This is a genomic window from Yinghuangia aomiensis, from assembly GCF_039542225.1.
Lineage (GTDB): Bacteria > Actinomycetota > Actinomycetes > Streptomycetales > Streptomycetaceae > Yinghuangia > Yinghuangia aomiensis.
In genome coordinates, this window is sequence record NZ_BAABHS010000013.1 from 241,927 (window position 1) to 258,110 (window position 16,184).

Here is a 16,184-nt window from a genome sequence, read left to right on the forward strand (position 1 = left end):
GCGATCGTCACCCCGTAGCCCAACGTACCCCGGCGGGTGTTCCCTCAGTAGTGGAACGGTCACAGGGAGGTCGGGAATGGGCGCTGAGGGGCGTGGGCGACGCAGCGGGAGCCGTATGACGATCGGGACATACGTGACTGGCAGGGATGGCCAGGTCGGCGATCGTGGGGAACGGCTGCAAGTGATCCGCCCGCACGATCCCCTCACAACCCCGGCTTCGGCCTTCCAGTGGCCGGCCTGCAAATGTCAACGATGCACAGGGGGATTAAGCAAGTGAGCGGCGCACTCGACGTATCGGTGGAGCTTCTTTCGCCTGAGGCTCTGGCGGCCTGTTCTGCCCGAAGCGGGGCGTCGAGCTCGGTTGGCCAGCCGTCGCGATCGAACGGCCGGACGGCGGCTATGACGAACGGTCCCTTCATCTCCGGGCGACAGCACTGGAGGCGGCGGTCATGGCGGTGAAGACTGAGCGAGCCCTTCCGGCGAGCGTCATGGCGGAAGCGCGGGCGATCGTCGCTCACGGCCCGATGGGAGCGGACACGGGCATCATCATGAAGGTTCGTGACGGTCTCCGGAGCTGGCAGGAGGCGCCGCCCGGCACACCCGCGTCCGACACGCCGGTGCAGCCCGTACCGGGAACGAACTGGAGCGACATCAAGGTGCCCCGCGTCGGATGGATCGGGGACGCCGCGTGACGCGCATGTTCGTTGGCAGCATGGACGGTGGCGGCCACGAAATCGCCATCCGCGAGACCCCGGCGAAGGTGCCTGCGTCCGGAGGCGTTCCGGAGCCGCTCGTGTTCGAGGTCGGCGCATGGGTGGTTGCTGCCCCCGGCTACACACACCGGCCTGGGGTCGTCGTCGAAATCGTCCGGCCCGTCGGGACGAACTTCCGTGTCGCCAAGTGCGAGGAACACGGGTCCCGGATGCCCTACCTGGCCGTCGAGCACGAACTGACGGTTGTCCCGCGCGGCGGGCGAGAGAGCACGCCCGGACGTGACGCGAACCCGCCTGATGCGGTTAGGAGTCCGGACAACCGCGGCGGAAGACCCGCCGGCCAGGGGGCCTAATGGACTACGAAGTATGGCGTGTGGGGCGAGTGTCGCCGACCGCAAATCACGAGCTGAGCAAACAGCTCGACGCCTACGACGAGCGGCGCAAGGCACAGGCCACCGAGAAGCGGCCGACGGAGCGTCAGCTACCGACCTGATCCGACGTGCGCTCGAAATGGCTTGGGTCGCCGCCACGCTCGCGTGCGGCCTCGCCCTGGCCCTGTACGAGCTGGCCACCCGATGACTGGGGGCGGAGTCGACCGGGACTTCTCTACACACGAGGCATGCGTGAGGAGAACCCACGGCCGTCCAGATGGCGGCGACGACTCCGCCCCCACCCCTGATCACGTCCCTGCACGTCAGCCCAACTCACCGACGAGGAGCTGCACACCATGACCGTGATCCTTGAGGCACCCGAGCGCGCACCGGACGGCCGGCGCCCCCACTGGCGCATGCTGTGGCTGGACCTGACCCGCAAGTGCGCGTTGAGCTGCACCCATTGCTACAACGCATCGGGCCCGGACGAGACGCACGGCACCATGACCCGAGACGACTGGCTGACCGTGCTCGACCAGGCCGCAGGGCTCGGAGTCGAGCAGGTGCAGATGATCGGCGGGGAGCCGACCATGCACCCGCACTTCGCCGAACTGCTCTCGCACCCCCTGTCCGTTGGACTCCGTGTCGAGGTCTACAGCAACCTGGTGCGCGTCACGCCCGCATGGTGGGAGCTGTTCCGCCGTTCCGGGGTCTCGCTGGCCACGTCGTACTACTCGGCGGACGCCGCGGCGCACGATGCCGTCACGCAACGCCCGTCCCACGCACGTACCGAGTCCAACATCATCACGGCGCTGCGCTTGGGGATTCCGCTGCGCGTCGGCGTGATCGGGGTCGACGCCGACCAGGACGTGAGCAAGGCGGTCGCCCGTCTCCGCGACCTCGGCGTGACCGACGTCCGGGTGGACCACGCACGCCCCTTCGGTCGCGCGGGTGCCAGCACGGACCCCGCGGGGTTGTGTGGAGGCTGCGGCAACGGACGCGCGGCCATCGGCCCGACTGGGGACGTCACCCCGTGTGTGATGTCGGCGTGGCTGACGGTCGGCAACATCCGAACCGCCCCGCTGTCCGCCACACTGAACGGGGACGGCATGGCCGAAGCGATCTCGACGATCTGTGACGCCCGCGCCGGCAACGAGCCCCTGCCCCCGCCTGGACCGCAGCCCCCGTCCGGACCGTGCAACCCGGACGACCAGGAGTGCACGCCGGGCACCCCGCTGAGCACCTGCAACCCGAGAAGGTAGGTCCGTGGCAGACGCAACGCCCACCGACGTGCCGCTGGACCTGTTTCAGCGGCACGTCGGCACCATCACCAGCTACCGGTCGGCCGAGAACGGCTATATGTCGGATCTGCTGATGTTCGTCGACACTGATGCGGGTCGCTGGTTCGTCAAGGGCCAGCGGAATCGGCCGGGGGGCCGGCTTGAGTCGCTTCAGCGCGAGGCCCTGATCAACCCCTACGTTCAGCCGATCGCCCCGAAGCTGCACTGGCAACTTGAGGACGACCAGTGGGTTCTCCTCGTCTTCGAGGCGGTGAAAGGGCGTCCCGCCCACTTCGACCCCGGGGCCGAAGACCTCCCCCTGATCATCTCGACGTTGCGGCGGATTCCGAAGATCAGCCCCCCTGACTTCACGGCAGGGTGGACCGAGGATCGCTGGGATCGATTCACCGACGACTCAGCCCTGTTCCGCGGGGGCACGCTCCTCTACACCGATCTCAACGCAGATAACTTCCTGGTGACCGAGACCACCGTCCGCCTCGCGGACTGGGCGTGGCCCACGGTCGGCGCGGGGTTCATCGACCCGGCCCTGTTGGTTATGCAACTCGTCGCTGCCCACCACACACCAGAGGGGGCGGAACAGGCTGTCGCCCAGTGCGAGCAGTGGCACCGTGCGGACTCGACCGCCATCGATGCCTTTTGCATCGCGAACGTCAACATGTGGGCCGCGTACTGCGCGAAGGATCCGACGGCCGGGTGGAAGAAGGCGATGCTGGCGGCGTGCCAGCGATGGGCCGAATACCGAGGCATCGCGCCCCCCGCTGAAGACAACTAAGCCGGCCCCGCGCCCTGTTCTGGACGCGGGGCCGGTGCTGTCATCGGATCGGGCAGGCGCCCGAGGCGCACTCCTCGTCGGTCGAGTCCTCGACCCGGGTCAGCTCGTACGCCGCGAACTCCTCGGCGGTTATGCGCTCGTACGGCGCCTGAGCCCGGGTGCCGTCGACCATGATCGTCGTCCCCTTCAAGGCCGGCAGCCAGTGAAGGATGACCTCCATTGTGTGCTCGACGTCCAGGCCCTCGGGCACATTGGCCGTGCAGGAGACCGCGTTGTCGGCGTACTCCTCCTGGTACATCGCCTGGAAGGCGAGCATCCGATCGAGGGGCAGTTCGTCCGCGGACTCGACGGTGAGCGCAGGAGGCCCGCCAGCCATCGGCGGGCTTCTTGCGATTTTTTGCGTTATTTGCCCGAATGGCTGGCCTTGGGCGACAGCCTGTTGCGCACGTACGCGTGTGTCATCCTTTTCGGCATGACCACGTCCGCACCGGGGCAAGGGAGTTCACTTCCTCCTGGAGCCCGGGACACGGCCGATCTGAGCACCAGCCTGCATGGCTGCAAGATCACAGAGGTGAGCCTGGCCCAACTCGAAGCCATCGCTGTCGAGGGCTTCGATCCGACTCATATCCGAGTGAGCACGGAGTTTCATGATCGAAGCTTCCAGCGCCGCTCCATTGCGGACCTAGAGCAAGCGGTCCGTGAGCCTCCGTACGGTGCTGCGGATGCGCGGCCGTCGTCTATTAGGCTCACCGCCCTGGACCATACGGGCGGTCGGCATCTCTGGCTGAACCTTGGGCCGAACACCTGCCGAGTGTCGGTGAGCGCGGAGGACGGCACATGGGCGCGCGGCCGGTTCGAGCACCTGAATCAGGTACTGGTCGGTTGCGGGGGAGGAAGCCCCCCGAGGTTTGTAGCAGGCAGGTGGGCATGGCGCGTCGCGCTGCGAATCCCCACGTTGATCGTTGCTGTCGCCATGATTCCGCTCCTGATCTCAATCAGGTCGCCCTCCGCCTGGTTGCTGGGGCTCGGGATCTCCATCCAGGTCTGCGGTGTCGCCTGGGGGTGGCTAGGCGGACGCTGGGCCGCCGCGCGACGCCGTGACTTCGATGAGCGCTGGGCCACCCGCCTCTACCACGTGAGTGCGCCGCCCCGTCTACGCGGGTGGGCGGCGTTCACGCCAGCGGAGCGTGCCAACTGGGTCGTTCTGGCGCTCACTCTGGTCGCAATGGTTGTGTTCGGCGTTCTGGCGCTCTGATCTGCCCGAGCGCGGGACTGGGTTGCGTCGACGGTTTGCCGTTCAATGAGACCCGCGGACCTGGCCGCTCTCCCTGCATCTAGGGCCGTGTCCATCTGCCCGCAGATGCAGACCGAGATCCAGATCGGCCCGACGGGCCAGAAACTGCTCCCGCTTTCGGTGAAGTAGTTCCCCTGCAGCAACACCACGGCCCTACCGGAACTCCGGTGGGGCCGTTTGGTGTTCGCGGGGATGATCGCCCGGCGCGGATCAGGTGGGTATCACCTGGGTAGTGAGGTAATCGTTGGCCGGGTTTCCGGTGTTGTTGATCGCGACGAACGCCGTGGTGCCGCTGACCGGCTCCTGGATGTTCACGCTGCCGGCTCCGGAACTGTCGGTCGTGATCGAGCCGTCGACCTGACCGCAGGTGGCCGCACTCTGGATCACCCGGACGTTGTACGTGGTACCGGGTCGGGCGTGTTGGAGGACCACGTTGGCGATCAGCTTGCCGTTGGCGGGCTCGTTGTAGATGACGAAGCCGCCGCCGGGTCCGGTGCCCTGCCCTCCGGCGGGGGAGCCGTCACAGTTGACGTTCGCGGTGGTGAGCGGAACCTTCAGGGCGTGCGGTGCCGCCTGCGCGATCCCCGCAATCGGCCCGAGGCCGAGAGCGACGACCGCGCCTGCTGCCGCGCCCAAGGCCGCCAGTCGGGTGCGATTCGTGGGGAACATGGTTCTTCACCTCGGTATGGACCCTTCCGAGCCTACGTCGCCTGCGCGCGCCGTTGGCCATCTGCGAGGATCCATCGGATATTCCGCGGCAAGCCCTGGTGCGGAATGCCGTGACCTGCGGGTTCGGGCCCTTCTCGGCTTCCGGCGGCTTCGCGCCTCCGGCCTGATCCGGCGCATCCGATGACCGCCGCGTGACTCGCAGGCCGCGAGGTGCTGCGGTCAGCCGCAGGTGACGATGAGGCTGTCGGGGTGCATGGAACTGCCGGGGAAGTCGGCGGCAGTTGCCGGGCGTGCGGTGCACCCCGCGGGCATCGAGGGGGCGGGGCGCGGTGCGGGAACCTTCGCGGCGTCGCTCGCCGGATGGGGGACCCCCAAGTGCAATGCGTCCACCGCGCACTGTGGGGCCCCGATGTTCTGCCGGCAGGAGGGAATGTCCTTCAGGCCGGGCCAGTATTTGAGCGTCACCGGGTCGTTGTTCGGGGGCGGGATGTCGGCGGGAGGTTCCGTGGGAGGGGCTTCGGTGGATTCCGGTGTGGGCTCCGGTGTGGACGCCGGAGACGGTTCCTGCGTCGGCGTGGGGGACTCCGCGGCGGTGGGTGCTTCCACCGGTGGCGTGGTCACGGGCGCGGCCGTGGAGGGCAACGCAACTGGCGTCACCTCGGATTGAGCCCGCGGTACGGGCTCCGGAGTGGCGCGCGAGCATGCGGCGAGCGTGCCGCTCAGTGTGATCGCCAGGAGCAGTGCGGCGATTCCGGACGATGTTCGCGTAGCCATGTGCTGATCCCCCCCGGGCAAGGTCCAACCGTGCCGCCCGCATTGTGGAGTGATCTTCGTGCGGCTACAAGCAAGGGGAGGGGGAAATGCGCGAGCCCCGCCGGAACTCCGACGGGGCTGCGGTGATGTGGGCGGGCCGTCAGCCTTTGATCGAGGCGGTGAGGGCGGCCCAGGAGGCGGGGGAGAGGGAGAGATGGCCGCGGCGGATGTCTTTGCTGTCGCGGACTCCGACGGAGCGGTCGAGGGCAGCGGTCTCGACGCAATCGCCACCTTGCTGACCGCTGTAGCTCGACTTCCGCCAGAGCGCGGCCGTCTCGACGCAGGCACCGCCTTGGTTGCCGCTGTAGCTCGACTTTCGCCACAGCACAGCCGTCTCGATACAGTTGCCGCCCTGCTGACCGCTGTACGAGGACTTGCGCCACGTGGGCTGGGTAAGTGCGGTCATGCTGTGCCCTCCAAGAGGTCTCTCAGATGCCGTGCGGTGCGTGCGGGCGACAGCGTGTCGGCCCGCAGCAGATCGTAACGGCGCTGCACTTCGGAGACGCCGTGTGAGTCGGTCGACATTCGCCCCTCGAACGTGCCTTCGGCGTAAGTGCATTCGCCCTTACCCGGCACGCTGAGCAGCACGAATGCGCCATCCATGCATGCGTGCAGACCGGCCTCGATCGGGACCATCTCCAACACCACGTTGTTCAGCTCGACCAACTCCAGCAGGTGCGCGAGTTGGGCCTTTGCGACCACCTTGTCCTGCGCGAGTCTCAGCAACGCCGCTTCATCCACAACCGCCCAGTACTCGGGTGCCTCCGTCTTCGTGAGCACCGGCTTCCGCTTGAGTCTCCGGTCGACCCACATGTCGATCGTGTTTGCGGGCACCCTGGCCCGCCGCAGCAGCACGCGCATGTACTCCTCGCACTGGAGCAGCCCGGGAATCACCTGCGGTTGAAACGTGCGGATCCGCACCGCCGCCGCTTCTGCCTTCGCGAACGTGTCGAACCACCCCGGCTGGTCATCCGTGAGCCGGGTGGCGTGAAATGCCGTGGCGATCAGCAGACCCTCGGCGCCCAGCCGCTCGTCGAACTGCGCCACGAACTCCTCGCCCGGGTGCCGCTCAGCAGTCTCGATCTGTCCAACGAACGACCCTGTTGCATGCAGATCGCTGCCCAGCCGATCCTGCGTCAGTCCCGCCCGCAGGCGGAAGAACCGCAGGTAGGCGCCGAAGAGGTCCCACATCGAGGCTTCCGGATCAAGCGTCTTGGGAGCGGGCATCGTTCGTCTATCCCCCAGATTCAACTGCTGAATTTCGCGCCGTTCCCAAGCTACGCCGCGGCATGTTCCTCTGCGTAGCGAATCGGTTACCGGGAGGCTGGAAATGGCGCGTGGTGAGAGTCGGATGTCGATTCGGACCTACACGGCCGGGGCGGGTGGGGATCGGGGACGGGAGAAGAAGCGGCTCCAGGTCGTCCGTCCCCACGACGGGTTCCCGCCGCCCTCCGTCTTCTCTTGGCCGGCGTGCACGTGCCCGCGGTGCGTGGCCGGGGGCGGCAAGTGAGCGCCGCGGCGTCAAACCTCGTTGTGGGGGCGCGGGTTGAGGCCGTGCCCGGCTTCCCGCATCCGGCGGGGGTGGTGCTCAAGATCGTCGAGCGGGCCTCGGGGCTGCGGCTCGTGCAATGCGAAACGCTCGATGCCGAGCGGCTGTTCGTGGCAGTGGCCGCCGAGCTGAGGGTCGTACCGGTCGCCGGCGAGCGGGTTGACTTGAACTCGGCTTGAACTTCTACCGTCCGGTCATGACGATCACCGAGTACTCACGTGACCAGCTTGCTTCCCAGCCCATCGGCTACTGGAGCGGGATTGCCAACGAGATCACCGTCGGCAGCATCCGCGCGGCCCTGGCCGAAGAAGAGCTGACGCAGCCGCACTGGTGGATCCTCAACCACGTCGCGGGAGCCCCCGAGCAGTGGAACCGCGATGCCCTCACTGCCAAGCTCTCCCGCTTCGACCGCCAGGACACCGACTTCGAGGCCGTCTACGCCGACCTCCACGCCCGCGGCTGGATTGTCGAGCCCCAAGGCCGGCTTGCCCTCACCGACGCGGGCGAAGCCGGACGGCGGCGCGCGGCAGCCCGCAACCGCAAGGTCCACGAGCGCATGCACGAGGGGGTGGCGACCGACGACTTCGTCACCGCCCTGAACGTGCTCCGCCGCATGATCGCGAACCTCGGAGGCGACAGCGACCTCCCCCAGTAGCCCGAACGGGCGCGGCCCCGCGTCATGGGGCCGTTCCGGGGGAACTCTCGGAGTCCCGTACCGACCGCGGGCACCGGCACCGAGACAGCGAGCGTCCCATGGGCACCATCGGCAAGCATCGCAACATCTTCCTGGTCTGGCTGGTCTGGCCGTTCATCACCTTGGGGATCTACTTCTTCGTCTGGATCTACAAGGTCAACCGCGAGACGAAGGACTTCAACCACCGCGTCGAGGTCAATCCGTTCTGGTCGATGATGAGCTTCCTCGTCGGCTGGATCCTGATCGTGCCGCCGTTCATCTCGACGTACCGCCTGGGCAAGCGCATCGCGGAGGACCAGCAGGCGGCGGGCATGCGGGTGTCGTGCAACGCGTGGATCGGGCTGATCCTGTTCTTCGTGGCGGGCCTCAGCTCGCTGTACTACCAGCACGAGCTGAACTCGGTCTGGGCGTCCTACGACGACCCGCCGGAAGGTACGAAGGTGCCGGTGCCGCCGCGGCCGGTGGCGTATCCGGCCTCTTAGCCGCCCGCGAGGGCTTCCCGCATCGCGGCGAGCACGATCTCGTCCGGGTGGCGGGTGCGGGCGGCTGCTTCCGCCTCGCCGAGGAGGTCCGCCCGGGCGTCCGGGGTGGCGCCCGACAGCAGTTCGGAAAGCCACGCGCCGAGCCGTGTCGGATCGCCCGGCACCGAAGCGGTGAGGTGCGGCGAGGCCTCGGGGGCAGGTGCTTCGCGCCGCGGTCGGCGGGCACGGAAGGCCGGGCGTCGAGCCAATCGCTGCGGAATTGCGCCGGGTGGCGGTCCGGGGCGGGGGTCGGGCTCGCCCACCGGCTCGGGCTCGGCCCACCCGGCTGCGTCCGGCACCAGCCCCTCGCTCGCGTAACGCCCCGCGCCCAGGCGGACCTTGTGGGGGTGCACGCACACCGCCTTGCCGGACGCCAGGTCCACCCGCAGTGCCAGGTCGGGGTTCCACGGCCATCGCGGGCCGGGCCGTTCCGCGACGTCGAAGTCGCCGAGGCCGAACAGCAGGGACGGGCAGAACGTGCACACGTCTTCGCGCACCCACTCCGGTGTCGGCCCCAGGCTCGGCATGACCGGAGCCTAGTCGGCGCATTTCCGGCGATCGGCGCGTACGCCCCCACGCCGCCCTCGGAACCAGGCCTGTGATGGAGTGCGTCCCTGGCGGGTAAGCCGGTTCGTTTGGGGGAGGGCGGGATGGCGAAAGATCGATCTGCGCGCGGCGGCGTGCCCGACGACGGGATTCCGCTGCCTCCGACTGGGCCCGAGCGGCGGACGGACGCGGGCTGGGACCGCGTCGAGTACGCGAAGTCCGACGGCGGGGAGCCGGTCGACCTCGCCAAGCGCGACGAGCCTCAAGACGCGCCCGAGGCCGAAGCACAGGCCCAGCCGGATCCGCCCAACGCGCCGGGCTGGCTGGTCTGGCCGCTGCGGATCGTGGCATTCGTCGTCGTCATCCCCGTGCAGGTGGTCAAGGGGCTGGTCAAGGCGGTCGCATCGGCGATCCGCGGGGCTCTGGGGGCCGTCGGACGCGTGCTCGCCTGGCCGTTCCGCATGCTCGGGCGCGGACTGCGGGCGCTCGGCCGGGCGCTGGTGTGGCCGTTCCGGCACGCCGGGCGGGCCGTGCGGTGGACGCTGCGGCAGGTCGGGGCCGTCGTCGAGGCGCTGGGGCGGCTGCTCGCGTGGCCGTTCCGGTACGCGGCCCGAGCCGTCCGCTGGATCGCCGACCGGGCCGGGGCCGCGCTGCGGGCGCTCGGCCGGGGCATCGGGAAGCTCGGGCGCCTGGCCCTGTGGCCGCTCCGGCAGATCGGCTGGCTGATCGGCGCCGTCGGGCGGTTGCTGGCTGCCGCCGTCGAAGGTCTCGGACGTGTGCTGGTGTGGCCGTTCCGCCTGCTCAAGCGCGGGCTGCGCGGGGCCGGGCGCGGACTCGTCCGTCTCATCCGGGCCGTCGCCGCCGTCCTCGCGTGGCCCTTCCGGCAGGCGTCGCGCGGGCTGCGCGGGCTGGTCCGGGGGATCGCCGCGGGACTGTGCGGGCTCGGCAAGCTGCTGGTCAAACCGTTCGCCCTGCTCCGTAGTGCGGTCGCCGCCTTGCTCGGCTACGCCGGACGCGCACTGCGCGCTCTCGGTGGTGTCCTCAAATGGCCGCTCCGGGTGCTCCGGGGCTTGGCGAAGCTCCTCGGCTCCGGACTCGACGCGTTCTTCCGCGGCATCGGCGGCGTCCTCCGCCTGATCGGCCGCGCGCTCGTGTGGCCGCTGCGCCAGGCCGGCGCGGCCCTGCGGTTCCTGGGGCGTGCGCTTGCGTGGCCGTTCCGGCAGTCGGGTGCCGCGCTGCGGTTCCTGGGGCGGGTGCTGGCGTGGCCGCTGCGCCAGGCGGGCACCGCGCTGCGCGGTCTGGGCGGGCTGCTCGCCAAGCCGTTCACCCTGCTCGCCGGGGCCCTCCGGGCCGTCGGCCGCCAAGGCGGCGGCGCGCTGCGCTGGGCGGCCGGTCTGGGTGGCCGGTTCCTGCGCTTCCTGGTGCGGATCGTCGTCTGGCCGTTCGCGCGGGCGGGCCGCGGTCTGCGCTGGGGCGGGCGGACGGCGCGCAGGGGGCTGCGGTCCGCGGGCGGGCTGTTCGTGCGGCCGATGGTGCTGCTCGGCCGGGGGCTGTGGGCGGTCGGACGCGCGGCGCGCGACGGCGTGCGGTGGGCGGGCGACCGGTTCCTGCGGGCCGTGCGGCTGCTCGGGCGGGCGTTCGCGTGGCCGGTCGTCGCCGTCTACCGCGCGGTCCTGGCCCCGCTCGGCCGCGCCGCGAAGGCCGCCGGGCGTGCCATCCCCGCCTTCGGCCGGGCTCTCGTCGGCCCGTTCCGCCGCGCGGGCGCCACGCTGAAGGCCTCCGCACGGGAAGCCGTGGCCGGCCTCCGCCGCGCGTTCACGCAGATCGGCGCCCCGATGCGGCGGGTCCGCGCCTCGCTGGCCGAGACGCGCCGCAAGGTCCGCGAAAGCCTCGCCGAAGCGCGGGCGAGCGTCCGCCGAAGCCTGACCGAAGCCCGCGCGAGCGTGCGGCGCACGCTGGACGAGGTCCGGCGGCCGTTCCGCCGGGGCCGCTGACGGCGGACGTCGCGTGCGCGCTCGCGGGCATGCCCGCGAGCCGCTCGCGTCCGCAGGTCCCGCCCCGGCACTGCGGACGGCCCTGACTACACCCTCCCGACCCGCCCCTGGGGACAGCCCGCGCCCACGAATCCGCAGCCTGTGGACAGCCTGCGCCCTCACACGCCCCACGCTGGTAGACCGGACCCGACAGGGGGCCCACCCCCGTCGAAGATCAGACCGGCAATTGCGGCACGGACCCTTCCGCCACGCCCGCCACAACCGCCGTCATCCCCTCCCACCCGGCATGCGATGACGGCCGCCCGTCCTCTCCCTTTACTCTGGGAGCCGGAATACCGAATACCGACCCGTCGACTTCCCCAGTCGGCATCCACAGAGGACTGAGCAGCCCTGGCACGCCGAATGCCCGAAGGACCGCCGCCCGCTCCGGCCGTCCAGAAACTGCGGTTGCGCTACACGAAGCGCGGCCGCCTGCGGTTTACCAGCCACCGGGACTTCCAGCGCGCGTTCGAGCGCGCGCTGCGCCGGGCCGACGTACCCATGGCGTACTCCGCGGGCTTCACCCCGCACCCCAAGGTCTCGTACGCCGGCGCCGCCCCGACCGGTGTCGCGAGCGAAGCCGAGTACCTGGAGATGTCCGTCGCGCGCCGCTGCGACCCCGCGCAGCTCCGCACCCTCCTCGACGAGTCCCTGCCGCCCGGCCTCGACGTCCTCGACGTCGTGGAGGCCGCCCCCGGCAACCTCGCGGAGCGCCTCCAAGCCTCCGTGTGGGAGATCCGCCTCCCCGAGATCGAGCCCGCCGACGCCGCGAAGGCCGTCGACACGTTCCTCGCCGCGCCGAGCGTCGAGGTCGACCGCATGACGAAGAACGGGCTCCGCACGTTCGACGCGCGCGCCGCGGTGGTGGCCTTCACCATCGCGGACCCGGCCGCCGCCGAAACCGCCCACCACGAGATTGACGCAGGTCACCCGGGTGTCGATGGGCTCGCCGATCGACCCTGTGCGATACTGCGACTGGTTGTACGGCACACCACACCAGCCGTCCGACCCGACGACGTTCTGTCCGGTCTTCGCCTGGTCGCCGACCTCGCGCCGCCCGTACCCGCCGCGGTAACCCGCCTGGCGCAGGGGCCGCTCGACACCGCGACCGGAGCGGTGACCGATCCGCTCGCGCCCGAGCATGCGGTGACCTCGACGGGGAACGAGGAACTGTAGGCGGGCTGTGGGCCGGATCCGACGTTACGGACCGCCGTCGACGCCCCCACCCGGATCGACCGGGTGCCCCGGGCGCATTCCGACAGACTTTCGTCGGCCCCGCTTGGTGCGGGGCCGGCGAGCAACAGACGAGCTTCCGCGCGGCGCCCTCCGTGGAGCGCCCGGAAGCGTGACGGGAGACAGACCCGCATGCTCGAGCACGAGCCGAACGGTGCGGCGTCCGAGGACGCACGCGACCGTAATGAGACCACGCAGGATACGACCACCGAGACCGCCGAGACCGCCGAGACCACAGCCCCGCGCCGCCGGCGCCGGGCCGCGTCCCGGCCGGCCGGACCGCCGAAGCCGACCGCCGAAGAGGCGGCCGCGGCGCAGGCCGACGCCGCCGTAGCCGAGGGCGAGACCCCCGCTGCCGCCGACGCGGCCGCGGAAGAAGACGCCGAGCAGGCCGACGCGACCACCGCCGCCGAGGAAACCGCCCCGGAGCCGGAGCCGGAGCCGGAGCCCGAGCCGCGCCGCGCCCGCCGCACCCGCAAGCGCGCCGCCGCCGAGCCGGCCGCCGAGGCGCCCGCGGCCGAGACACCGGCCGAGGCCCCCGCCGAGACCCCGGCCCCCGACACGGCCCCGGCCGAAGCCGAGGCCCCCGCGCCGCGCAAGCGCGCCCGCCGCCGGGCCACCTCGCCGGTGACCTCGCCCGAGTCCGCACCCGAGCCGGAAGCCGCCCCGGCTGCCGAGCCCGTCGCCGCGGAGCCCGCCGCCGAAGAGGCACCGGCCGAGACGGCCGCCCCCGAAGCCCAGGCCGCACCCGAAGCCGAGGCCGCGCCGCGCCGCGCCCGCCGGACCCGCAAGCGCGCCGTGAGCGAGCAGACCACCATCGCGCCGGAGGCCGAAGCCGAGCCCGAGGCCGCCCCCGCGGCCGCCGAGGAGGCACCGGCCGAGGCCGCCGAAACCCCCGCCGAGCCGGAGGCCGAGGCCCCGGCCGAGCGGCCGCGCCGGACCGCGCCCGCGGTGTTCCAGCCGCTGTTCCAGGCCCCGCAGGCGCACGCGCCGGTGTTCGCCGCACCGGCCGCCGCACCCGAGGCCGAGGCGCACGAAGAAACCGACGAGGAGGAGCAGCCGCGCGGCCGACGCCGCCGGACCCGCCGCAACGCCGCCGCCGAAGCCGCCGCGAGCATGGCCGGCGTGCAGGTCGCCGCACCGGGCGCCGGACACGCGCGCGACGACGACGAGGCCGAGCCGGAGGCGGAGCACGACGAGACCGAGGCGGACGCCGCCGAGCACGACGGCGAAGCCGACGAGCGCGGCGACCGTCCCACCCGCCGTCGCCGCCGGGGCGGCCGTCGCCGCCGCGGTCGCGGCGAGGGCGAGCGCGGCGAGGGCGAGGACGAAGCCGAGGGCGACGAGTCCGAAGGCGACGAGGACGGGCACGCCGAGGGCGAGCACGCCGAAGACGACGAGGACGGCGCGAGCGCCACGTCCCGCCGTCGCCGTCGGCGCCGCCGCCGCGACGGCTCGGACGCCGAGACCCCCGGTGCCGACGAGCCCGAGCGCACCGTCGTCAAGGTCCGCGAGCCGCGCGCGCGGCGCGACCGCACCGAAGGCGAGGACGTCGGCGACGGCGTGCAGAGCGTCAAGGGCTCCACGCGCCTGGAGGCGAAGAAGCAGCGCCGCCGCGAAGGCCGCGAGCAGGGCCGCCGCCGTGTGCCGATCATCACCGAGGCGGAGTTCCTCGCCCGCCGCGAGGCCGTCGAGCGCGTGATGGTCGTGCGCCAGTCGGGCGAACGCACCCAGATCGGCGTCCTCGAAGACGGCGTGCTCGTCGAGCACTATGTCAACAAGGAGCAGGCCACCTCGTACGTCGGCAACGTGTACCTGGGCAAGGTGCAGAACGTGCTGCCGTCGATGGAGGCCGCGTTCGTCGACATCGGCAAGGGCCGCAACGCCGTCCTGTACGCGGGCGAGGTCAACTTCGAGGCCGGTTCGCCGCGCCGTATCGAGGCGGTCCTCAAGGGCGGCCAGTCGGTGCTGGTCCAGGTCACCAAGGACCCGATCGGGCACAAGGGCGCCCGGCTGACCAGCCAGGTGTCGCTGCCCGGCCGCTACCTCGTGTACGTGCCGGAAGGCACCATGACCGGCATCAGCCGCAAGCTGCCGGACACCGAGCGGGCGCGCCTCAAGACGATCCTCAAGAAGATCGTGCCGGAGGACGCGGGCGTGATCGTGCGCACCGCGGCGGAAGGCGCGAGCGAGGAAGAACTCGCCCGCGACGTGACCCGGCTGCAGGCGCAGTGGGAGGACATCAAGAAGAAGGCCGCCACGGCGAACGCCCCGGCGCTGCTGTACGGCGAGCCGGACATGACCGTCCGGGTCATCCGCGACATCTTCAACGAGGACTTCACCAAGCTCGTCGTCTCCGGCGACGAGGCGTGGGAGACGGTGCACAGCTACGTCTCGCACGTCGCCCCGGACCTGGCGCCGCGACTGTCGAAGTGGTCGAGCGACGTGGACGTGTTCGCCACGTACCGCATCGACGAGCAGCTGATGAAGGCGCTGGACCGCAAGGTGTGGCTGCCGAGCGGCGGTTCGCTGGTCATCGACCGCACCGAGGCGATGGTCGTGGTCGACGTCAACACCGGGAAGTTCACCGGTCAGGGCGGCAACCTCGAAGAGACCGTCACGCGGAACAACCTGGAAGCGGCCGAGGAGATCGTCCGCCAGCTGCGGCTGCGCGACCTCGGCGGGATCATCGTCATCGACTTCATCGACATGGTCCTGGAGAGCAACCGCGAGCTGGTGCTGCGGCGCCTGCTCGAGTGCCTGGGCCGGGACCGGACGAAGCACCAGGTCGCCGAGGTGACGTCGCTCGGCCTCGTGCAGATGACCCGCAAGCGGGTCGGGCAGGGGCTGCTGGAGGCGTTCTCCGAGACCTGCGACAAGTGCAACGGCCGCGGTGTGATCGTGCGGATGGACACGCCGGAGACCAAGTCGGGCGGCGGCTCGGGCCGCCGCCGGCGCGGCAAGGGCGGCAACGGCGGCGGTGCGCAGGGCCAGGACGGCCACGTGCACGAGGAGGCCGCGGAGGCTGCCGACGTCGTCGACGCCGCCGAGACCACGGAGATCGCCGCCGAGGAGATCGCGGCCGCCGTCGAGGCGGAGGTCGAGGCGGTCGAGGAGACCGTCGAGGCCGTCGAGGTCGCGGAGGCGGTGGCGGAAGCCGTCGAGGAGGCGGCTGCCGCGGAGCCGGTCGCTGAGGCTGCCGAGGAGCCGGAAGCGGCCGCGGAGGCCGTTGCGGAGCCCGTGACGGAGCCCGTGACGGAGCCTGTGACGGAGCATGTCGCGGAGTCGGAGCCTGCCGCCGAGGCGGAGGCCGAAGCCGCGGAGGCCGAGGAGCCCGAGGAGCCGAAGAAGGCCACCAAGCGGGCGCCGCGCAAGACGGCCGCGAAGAAGACCGCCGCCAAGAAGACGGCGGCGCCGAAGAAGGCCGCGGCGAAGAAGACCACGACGCGGAAGTCCGCGGCGGCCAAGGCCGCCGAGGCGGCGGAAGCGGCGGAGTCCGCGGAAGCCACCGAGGCTCCTGCGCCGAAGGCGACCAAGAAGACGGCCGCCGCGGCGGCGGAGGCCCCGGCCGAGGGCACGAAAGCCGCCGACGCGCCCAAGCCGCCGTGCCGCCGCGGCCCGCGCCGCGCGACGCGACCCGCGGGCTCGCCGGCCGCGGCCGCGAAGGGCGGCGAC

18 protein-coding genes are annotated in these 16,184 nt (G+C 71.3%); 12 read left to right on the plus strand and 6 right to left on the minus strand.

Going from position 1 to position 16,184, the window contains the following annotated elements:
• Nucleotides 1-449 precede the first annotated feature (449 nt).
• The 5 genes from ABEA93_RS19935 to ABEA93_RS19955 all read left to right on the plus strand — a co-directional run bounded on the left by ABEA93_RS19935 (nucleotide 450) and on the right by ABEA93_RS19955 (nucleotide 3,157).
• The gene (locus ABEA93_RS19935; protein WP_345676974.1) at nucleotides 450-692 is read left to right on the plus strand and encodes a hypothetical protein; all 243 of its coding nucleotides are present in this window, start codon (nucleotides 450-452) and stop codon (nucleotides 690-692) included.
• Nucleotides 689-1,066 carry a hypothetical protein gene (locus tag ABEA93_RS19940; RefSeq protein WP_345676975.1) on the plus strand — a complete coding sequence of 126 codons (378 nt, stop codon included), beginning with the start codon at nucleotides 689-691 and terminating at the stop codon, nucleotides 1,064-1,066. Before ABEA93_RS19935 ends, ABEA93_RS19940 begins: the two co-directional genes overlap by 4 nt.
• Nucleotides 1,066-1,206, plus strand: coding sequence for a hypothetical protein (locus ABEA93_RS19945; protein ID WP_345676976.1), 141 nt, complete (start codon nucleotides 1,066-1,068; stop codon nucleotides 1,204-1,206). The genes ABEA93_RS19940 and ABEA93_RS19945 overlap by 1 nt, the downstream gene beginning before the upstream one ends.
• A 234-nt stretch (nucleotides 1,207-1,440) precedes the next feature.
• A complete protein-coding gene (locus ABEA93_RS19950) occupies nucleotides 1,441-2,346 on the plus strand; it encodes a radical SAM/SPASM domain-containing protein (protein WP_345676977.1) in 906 nt (301 codons plus the stop codon).
• A 4-nt stretch (nucleotides 2,347-2,350) separates the two neighbouring features.
• Nucleotides 2,351-3,157, plus strand: a complete 807-nt coding sequence (locus ABEA93_RS19955; protein ID WP_345676978.1) for a hypothetical protein — start codon at nucleotides 2,351-2,353, stop codon at nucleotides 3,155-3,157.
• Nucleotides 3,158-3,197: 40 nt separating this feature from the next.
• Here ABEA93_RS19955 and ABEA93_RS19960 read toward each other — a convergent pair whose 3' ends face one another.
• Nucleotides 3,198-3,533 carry a hypothetical protein gene (locus tag ABEA93_RS19960; RefSeq protein ID WP_345676979.1) on the minus strand — a complete coding sequence of 112 codons (336 nt, stop codon included), beginning with the start codon at nucleotides 3,531-3,533 and terminating at the stop codon, nucleotides 3,198-3,200.
• A gap of 96 nt (nucleotides 3,534-3,629) precedes the next feature.
• On the opposite strand from ABEA93_RS19960, the gene ABEA93_RS19965 reads away from it, so the two are divergent.
• Nucleotides 3,630-4,412 (plus strand): hypothetical protein, encoded by a 783-nt coding sequence (locus ABEA93_RS19965; RefSeq protein ID WP_345676980.1) that lies wholly within the window; start codon nucleotides 3,630-3,632, stop codon nucleotides 4,410-4,412.
• A gap of 249 nt (nucleotides 4,413-4,661) precedes the next feature.
• Here ABEA93_RS19965 and ABEA93_RS19970 read toward each other — a convergent pair whose 3' ends face one another.
• From ABEA93_RS19970 to ABEA93_RS19985, 4 genes are all read right to left on the minus strand, one after another.
• On the minus strand, nucleotides 4,662-5,120 hold the full coding sequence (locus ABEA93_RS19970; protein ID WP_345676981.1) for a hypothetical protein: 459 nt from the start codon (nucleotides 5,118-5,120) through the stop codon (nucleotides 4,662-4,664).
• A 219-nt stretch (nucleotides 5,121-5,339) separates the two neighbouring features.
• Complete coding sequence (locus tag ABEA93_RS19975) at nucleotides 5,340-5,741, minus strand: hypothetical protein (RefSeq protein ID WP_345676982.1); 402 nt, start codon at nucleotides 5,739-5,741, stop codon at nucleotides 5,340-5,342.
• Between the two features lie 292 nt (nucleotides 5,742-6,033).
• On the minus strand, nucleotides 6,034-6,339 hold the full coding sequence (locus ABEA93_RS19980; protein WP_345676983.1) for a DUF397 domain-containing protein: 306 nt from the start codon (nucleotides 6,337-6,339) through the stop codon (nucleotides 6,034-6,036).
• Nucleotides 6,336-7,160 carry a helix-turn-helix domain-containing protein gene (locus tag ABEA93_RS19985; protein ID WP_345676984.1) on the minus strand — a complete coding sequence of 275 codons (825 nt, stop codon included), beginning with the start codon at nucleotides 7,158-7,160 and terminating at the stop codon, nucleotides 6,336-6,338. The genes ABEA93_RS19980 and ABEA93_RS19985 overlap by 4 nt, the downstream gene beginning before the upstream one ends.
• Before the next feature lie 279 nt (nucleotides 7,161-7,439).
• Between ABEA93_RS19985 and ABEA93_RS19990 the strand changes: the two genes are divergently transcribed.
• From ABEA93_RS19990 to ABEA93_RS20000, 3 genes are all read left to right on the plus strand, one after another.
• A complete protein-coding gene (locus tag ABEA93_RS19990; RefSeq protein ID WP_345676985.1) occupies nucleotides 7,440-7,661 on the plus strand; it encodes a hypothetical protein in 222 nt (73 codons plus the stop codon).
• A gap of 17 nt (nucleotides 7,662-7,678) precedes the next feature.
• Nucleotides 7,679-8,137, plus strand: a complete 459-nt coding sequence (locus tag ABEA93_RS19995) for a MarR family transcriptional regulator (RefSeq protein ID WP_345676986.1) — start codon at nucleotides 7,679-7,681, stop codon at nucleotides 8,135-8,137.
• Nucleotides 8,138-8,235: 98 nt separating this feature from the next.
• A complete protein-coding gene (locus ABEA93_RS20000) occupies nucleotides 8,236-8,658 on the plus strand; it encodes a DUF4234 domain-containing protein (RefSeq protein WP_345676987.1) in 423 nt (140 codons plus the stop codon).
• Here ABEA93_RS20000 and ABEA93_RS20005 read toward each other — a convergent pair.
• On the minus strand, nucleotides 8,655-9,224 hold the full coding sequence (locus tag ABEA93_RS20005) for a hypothetical protein (RefSeq protein ID WP_345676988.1): 570 nt from the start codon (nucleotides 9,222-9,224) through the stop codon (nucleotides 8,655-8,657). The genes ABEA93_RS20000 and ABEA93_RS20005 overlap by 4 nt on opposite strands.
• A 123-nt stretch (nucleotides 9,225-9,347) precedes the next feature.
• Here ABEA93_RS20005 and ABEA93_RS20010 point away from each other — a divergent pair, with 123 nt between their 5' ends.
• From ABEA93_RS20010 to ABEA93_RS20020, 3 genes are all read left to right on the plus strand, one after another.
• On the plus strand, nucleotides 9,348-11,237 hold the full coding sequence (locus tag ABEA93_RS20010; protein WP_345676989.1) for a hypothetical protein: 1,890 nt from the start codon (nucleotides 9,348-9,350) through the stop codon (nucleotides 11,235-11,237).
• Between the two features lie 402 nt (nucleotides 11,238-11,639).
• Nucleotides 11,640-12,452 (plus strand): TIGR03936 family radical SAM-associated protein, encoded by an 813-nt coding sequence (locus ABEA93_RS20015; protein ID WP_345676990.1) that lies wholly within the window; start codon nucleotides 11,640-11,642, stop codon nucleotides 12,450-12,452.
• Nucleotides 12,453-12,641: 189 nt separating this feature from the next.
• Nucleotides 12,642-16,184, plus strand: a 3,543-nt coding sequence (locus ABEA93_RS20020; RefSeq protein ID WP_345676991.1) for an Rne/Rng family ribonuclease, incomplete at its 3' end; no start/stop codon positions are given.

Coding starts and splice junctions, on each gene's coding strand:
- ABEA93_RS19935 (WP_345676974.1), top strand. CDS start 450: ATGGCGGTGAAGACTGAGCGAGCCCTTCCGGCGAGCGTCATGGCGGAA.
- ABEA93_RS19945 (WP_345676976.1), top strand. CDS start 1,066: ATGGACTACGAAGTATGGCGTGTGGGGCGAGTGTCGCCGACCGCAAAT.
- ABEA93_RS19950 (WP_345676977.1), top strand. CDS start 1,441: ATGACCGTGATCCTTGAGGCACCCGAGCGCGCACCGGACGGCCGGCGC.
- ABEA93_RS19960 (WP_345676979.1), bottom strand. CDS start 3,533: ATGGCTGGCGGGCCTCCTGCGCTCACCGTCGAGTCCGCGGACGAACTG.
- ABEA93_RS19965 (WP_345676980.1), top strand. CDS start 3,630: ATGACCACGTCCGCACCGGGGCAAGGGAGTTCACTTCCTCCTGGAGCC.
- ABEA93_RS19970 (WP_345676981.1), bottom strand. CDS start 5,120: ATGTTCCCCACGAATCGCACCCGACTGGCGGCCTTGGGCGCGGCAGCA.
- ABEA93_RS19980 (WP_345676983.1), bottom strand. CDS start 6,339: ATGACCGCACTTACCCAGCCCACGTGGCGCAAGTCCTCGTACAGCGGT.
- ABEA93_RS19985 (WP_345676984.1), bottom strand. CDS start 7,160: ATGCCCGCTCCCAAGACGCTTGATCCGGAAGCCTCGATGTGGGACCTC.
- ABEA93_RS19995 (WP_345676986.1), top strand. CDS start 7,679: ATGACGATCACCGAGTACTCACGTGACCAGCTTGCTTCCCAGCCCATC.
- ABEA93_RS20000 (WP_345676987.1), top strand. CDS start 8,236: ATGGGCACCATCGGCAAGCATCGCAACATCTTCCTGGTCTGGCTGGTC.
- ABEA93_RS20005 (WP_345676988.1), bottom strand. CDS start 9,224: ATGCCGAGCCTGGGGCCGACACCGGAGTGGGTGCGCGAAGACGTGTGC.
- ABEA93_RS20010 (WP_345676989.1), top strand. CDS start 9,348: ATGGCGAAAGATCGATCTGCGCGCGGCGGCGTGCCCGACGACGGGATT.
- ABEA93_RS20015 (WP_345676990.1), top strand. CDS start 11,640: ATGCCCGAAGGACCGCCGCCCGCTCCGGCCGTCCAGAAACTGCGGTTG.